4 protein-coding genes are annotated in these 5,686 nt (G+C 27.8%); 2 read left to right on the top strand and 2 right to left on the bottom strand.

The window, feature by feature from the left end:
• Positions 1-211: 211 nt before the first annotated feature.
• On the bottom strand, positions 212-1,720 hold the full coding sequence (locus tag Q0V24_RS16775; RefSeq protein WP_297523276.1) for a response regulator transcription factor: 1,509 nt from the start codon (positions 1,718-1,720) through the stop codon (positions 212-214).
• Positions 1,714-3,447, bottom strand: coding sequence for a sensor histidine kinase (locus Q0V24_RS16770; protein ID WP_297523274.1), 1,734 nt, complete (start codon positions 3,445-3,447; stop codon positions 1,714-1,716). Before Q0V24_RS16770 ends, Q0V24_RS16775 begins: the two co-directional genes overlap by 7 nt.
• A 138-nt stretch (positions 3,448-3,585) precedes the next feature.
• On the opposite strand from Q0V24_RS16770, the gene Q0V24_RS16765 reads away from it, so the two are divergent.
• On the top strand, positions 3,586-4,260 hold the full coding sequence (locus tag Q0V24_RS16765; RefSeq protein ID WP_297523273.1) for a DUF624 domain-containing protein: 675 nt from the start codon (positions 3,586-3,588) through the stop codon (positions 4,258-4,260).
• A gap of 129 nt (positions 4,261-4,389) precedes the next feature.
• Positions 4,390-5,667 carry a glycoside hydrolase family 125 protein gene (locus Q0V24_RS16760; protein ID WP_297523278.1) on the top strand — a complete coding sequence of 426 codons (1,278 nt, stop codon included), beginning with the start codon at positions 4,390-4,392 and terminating at the stop codon, positions 5,665-5,667.
• Positions 5,668-5,686: the final 19 nt, after the last annotated feature.

Here is a 5,686-nt window from a genome sequence, read left to right as displayed (position 1 = left end):
TGTTTATGTTAATCAACTCCTTTGAGTATATATCAACATATTTAAACACATTTGTCTATAAATTTACTAACTATTAGTTTACTCCTAAATTTTATTGTTGTATCTAGCAAAAAACTAAATACTTATATCCTTCAAACTTAGTATGTGTAAAATTTAAAATAATATACAAAAAAAAGCTATGAAAGAAAACTTTTCCTTCATAGCATAAAATTTAGTAATTTTTCATTTCTCTAAGAGTTGATGGACAAACTCCATAGTACTTCTTAAACTTTCTATAGAAGTAACTTGTATCTGTATAACCAACCTCTTTAGCAATATTATTTATCTTCATATTTGTATTTAAAATAAGTTCTTTCGCTTTCGTATTTTTAATTTTGTTAAGATATTCTGAAAAGGAAACCCCAACTTCCTTAGAGAAGATTTGCCCAAGATAAGAACTATTTATTCTATACTTAGCTGCAAGAGTTTTTAAACTTAACTCTTCCTTATATTCCTCATTTATAACTTTAACCACCTGCTGAACAACAGGACTATAAACCTGAATATTATCACTTATAACTTTTATAAGTTCTTCAAGTTCTGTTACAAGGAACTTCTCTATATTTTCTCTTGTATCTTCACTACAAAGATCAACTATTGCACTACTTAGACTTTCTCTACCATACTTATTTTCTAAATTAAACTCTCTTAAAATATCATCAATAAGTATAACCACTTTGATAGATAAATCATATATGTGCTTTGGTGTTAAACTTTTATTTCTAAACACCTCTAAGATATATTCTTTAACCGCATCTTTATTTTTTTCTATAACAAATTTATTAATTGATTCAATTTCTTTCTTAAAATCTAAACTCTCAAAATCTGAAATATCAATATCTTCACTAAATAGTACCTTGTCATACCCTTCAACAAGAACATACTTTTTAGCATTTCTACTCTCTCTAAAACTTTGAGGCATTTCTTTAAAGTCTGTAACCACTGAACCCACAGATATAAATATATCTGTACCTAGTTCATCTTTTACAGTATCTTTTATAATTTTATAGAACTCTCTAATTCCTTGCTCTGAGTTTTGCTGTTCAAAACTATTAATTAATATAATAGTTCCATCATGATTTGGTACTATTTCAAATGTACTCAAAACATTTTCTTTTATACAAGAAATAACTTCATCAATATTTGCTGCACCGTGAAGAATATTAGCAACTCTATAAGCCTGTCCATCAAATCTAATTTTCATTATTGATGCAAACTCAATGAGCTCCTCAACATTAATTTTTGAATTTATAAAATCAATTATTTTACCATTCTTTATAACAAGGTTTTGTTCTCGCTTCTTTCCATTATTGATATCATCAACTATAGATTTTAAAGTACTCTCAAGTTCTTCCTCATCAACAGGTTTTAAAAGATATGACTTAACCCCAAGTTCTATAGCCTTCTTAGCATATGAAAAAGTATCATATCCACTTAAAACTATAAACCTTACATCATCATTAATCTCTTTTAAACTTTTTAAAAGTTCAAGACCTGTAACTCTTGGCATATTGATATCAGTAACAACTATATCAACTGGATTTTTTTTAAATCTTTCTATAGCTTGCATACCATCATTTGCTGTTACAACAACTTCAAGCCCAAGTTCATCCCACTCAATTATATGTTTTAGCCCTTCAACAATTAGATTTTCATCATCAACTAACATAACCTTTAACATAAACCTTCCCCCTTGTTTATTGGAATCTTTATAAGAACTGTTGTCCCAACTTCAACTCCCTCAATATAAGTAACTCCATATTTATCACCATAAATATTTTTAATTCTTTGATTTACGTTTACTATCCCAATAGAATCACTCTGTAAATTCTTATCGCTTAATTTAGTTTTTATCTGTTCTAATTTTTCAGTGGAAATTCCTATACCATTGTCTATTATATAAATGTTGATGTCATTCCCCTGTGACTCTATTCTTATATCTAATTTATTATCGCTATCTGCAAGCCTTACTCCATGAACAACATAATTTTCTATTATTGGTTGTAAAACAAACTTTATTATGTTATTTTCTAGCAATTCTTGGTCGCAATTTATCTCATAATTGAACTTTTCTTGGTATCTAAACTTAAATAACTCTAAATACTTTTTACAGTAATCAAGTTCTGTCTTAATTGTTATAATATCTTTTTCCTTCAGCTGACTTCTAAATAAAACTGCTAGATTATAAAGCATTTTTCCAACTTCTTTGTCCCCATTACAAATGGCTTTCATCCTTATAACCTCTAAAGTATTATAAAGAAAATGTGGATTAATCTGACTCTGAAGATGCTTCATCTCAGCATTCTTTTGATTTATCTCTGCAAGGTAACTCCTTTTAATATATCTATCAAGTTCCTCACACATTTCATTAAAACTATCTCCTATATAACTTAATTCATCATTTTCATTATTGGTCTTAATTCTAACTGTTAAATCTCCACTTTGAACTTTTCCCATAGCATCCACAGTATTTTCTAATCTACTATTAAGCTTTTTGATTTTTAAATATATAATTCCTTCTGCAATAGCAAAAACAAGCATATCTATAAGTGCTAGTGCTATACAAAAATCAATTGGTAACATAGTTAAACTCATTTTAGAAACTTTTCCAACAACTATAATTTCATTATTAATATAACTTAAATTATGATAATCTCCAGCTTTTTTAATAAATACCGACTTATTATCTAAGTCTTCTGAAAAATTTTCAAACCAAGTTTCATCATAAATCCCACCAGAATCATAAATTAAATTATTCATCTTATCAATTATAAAAACATCATTATACATTTCATGTTTTTTAATAATTTCTCTGAAATCACTAAGCTTGTATGTAACTAGCATAAGCCCTTTTTCTTCTAGGTTTGTTGTATCATTAATTTTTATTACATGTGTTATACTATTATTCCCACTTATAACGTTTTCTTCCTTAATCTTATCGTAATCATCAACTGCTCTAAAATCAATTTGTGTATTTCTATTAAAAATACGAGCTTCTTTTTTCACTTTAGAAATTGTTGTTATATTACTAAGAGTTGGATAAGTCTCAAAACTTCTTTTAACTAAGGTTTCTGTCCCATTATAAAAAGCCCCTGGACTTTCAACGATTGCATCTAGCTTTTGTTTTTTGTATTCATTGAAATCTAACTCTAGGAATTTTAGCAAGTCTAAAATATTTTCTCTATATGTATAAATTCCATCTGTTATCATACCTGTAGCTACAAATTGATTATCTATATTTGATGATACTGCATTTACTAATTGCTGGTTCACATACATCTTATTCTCTTTTGTCAGATCCATTGAATAGTTTAAAAAATATAAATCCAATAAAGCAATCAAAAGAATAATAACTGCTGTATAAACAACAAATAATTTTTTATAAATAATTCTCCCCTTTTTATCCATTTTTCCCCCTCAAAAGTACAAACCTAGAATAAGTAATATATTTCTGATTTTTGTCAGATTGACAATAGAAACAGTTTTCAATATACTTTATTTTACTATATTTAAATAATTTTGTCTTTTTTGAAAGGGGTATACAAAATGACTAATATTATCAATGTTGAGAAAATATTAACTTTCTTTAATTATATTTTTTGGTTTTTGACTTTAAATATCTTATTTCTTGTGGTTAACACTCCATTAGTTTTATTTTTACTTTTTGTAGGTATTAGTAGAATTGGAACTTACCTACCGCTATTTTTACTTTGTGCAATTCCATTTGCAGTTTCATTCACATCACTTTTATATTGCATGGATAAACTCCTTAAGAATGGCGAAGTCGAGCCTTTTAAAGACTTTAAAAGAGCATATAAATCTAACTTTAAAAATGCAACTTTAATATGGATTGTAGAACTTATTACAATCTTTATACTATATACAAACATTAAATTTTTCTCACAAGTGAATGGTAGTATACTATTTACAGGGATATTTACAGGGCTTTTATTTGTGCTACTATTTATTACACCACACATATTTACCCTTACGAGTAAATTTTCAATGAATATTTTAAGTACAGTAAAATCAGCTAGTATTCTTACTATCACAAGACCAATAATTACTATAAGTAATATACTTTGTCTTTTAGCAACACTTGTTCTGTTTGAAATAAATCCAGCAACAACTGTTTTATTTATAGGTAGTGTTGCAACATTTCTTATGGCATTTGCAAACAAAACTTTAGTAAAAGAACTTGAAGAAAAAGCTAATATTTAGTGTAAAAAGTTTTAATATATAAAAATTATTCTAGTTAAATCCTCCTAACTATTTAAAGGTTTTCAGTTATGGTTTAAAATCAAATCAACTGATACTAAGTTAGGGGGATTTTTAATTATGACTACAGAAATGAAACTTGAAACTTTAAAAGAACTTATAAAAAATATAGGTGTAGAGCTTTCAAATAAAATAGAAGATGATAAATTAAAAGAAATATTTTATAGATGTTTTATAGATACAATGGAAACGACTGTTATACTTCCAGATGAAAATGATGCTTTTATTATTACAGGTGATATTCCTGCAATGTGGCTTAGAGATTCAACTTCTCAAATAGAACATTACCTTCCATTTGCAAATGAATACCCATTAATCAGAGATATATTTAAAGGTCTTATAAATAGACAAATGAAATGTATTCAAATAGACCCTTATGCAAATGCTTTTAATAAAACTGCTAATGGGCAAAAGTGGGATAATGATATAACAAAAGATAGTCCTTGGGTTTGGGAGCGAAAATATGAGATAGATTCACTTTGCTACCCTGTTAGACTTATCTATAAATATTGGAGAAAAACTGGAGATACTTCTATCTTCACAGAAAATGTGAAAAAGAACTTTACTACAATAGTAGAACTTTGGGAAACTGAGCAATATCACTTTGAAAAATCTGATTACTCATTCCAAAGATTAAACTGCTCTAAAACAGACACGCTTTGTAATAATGGTCTTGGAAATCCAGTTACATATACTGGTATGACTTGGTCTGGGTTTAGACCAAGCGATGATGCTTGTCAATACGGGTATCTTGTACCAGCAAATATGTTTGCATCTGTTTCACTATCTCAAATATCTGAAATATCAAAAGAAATTTATTCAGATATAGAATTTGCCAACAGAGCGAATAAACTTAAAATTGAAATTGATAATGCTATAGAAAAATATGCAATAGTAGAAAATCCTGAGTTTGGTAAAATCTATGCTTATGAAGTTGATGGACTTGGAAATTATAACTTCATGGATGATGCTAATGTGCCAAGTCTTCTTTCTATACCATACATTGGTTATAGAAAGATAGAAGATGCCATATATCAAAATACAAGAAAATTTATTCTTAGCAAAAATAATCCTCACTATTACGAAGGAAAAGTGGCTAAGGGTATAGGCAGTCCACATACTCCAAAAGAATATATTTGGCATATTGCACTAGCAATGCAAGGATTAACAACTCATGATAAAACTGAAATAGCTTCTCTTATGGAAACACTAAAAAATACAGATGCAGATACACACTATATGCACGAAGGTTTCCACTGTGATGATGCAAGTAAATTTACAAGAGATTGGTTTGCTTGGTCAAACTCACTTTTTGCAGATTTTATATACAAGCAATTTATAAAAAAATAAATATTCAAAACTGTTTCAA

This window comes from uncultured Clostridium sp., assembly GCF_947039605.1.
In the GTDB taxonomy this organism is placed as follows: domain Bacteria; phylum Bacillota; class Clostridia; order Clostridiales; family Clostridiaceae; genus Sarcina.
This window is presented reverse-complemented; position numbering and strand designations above follow the sequence as displayed.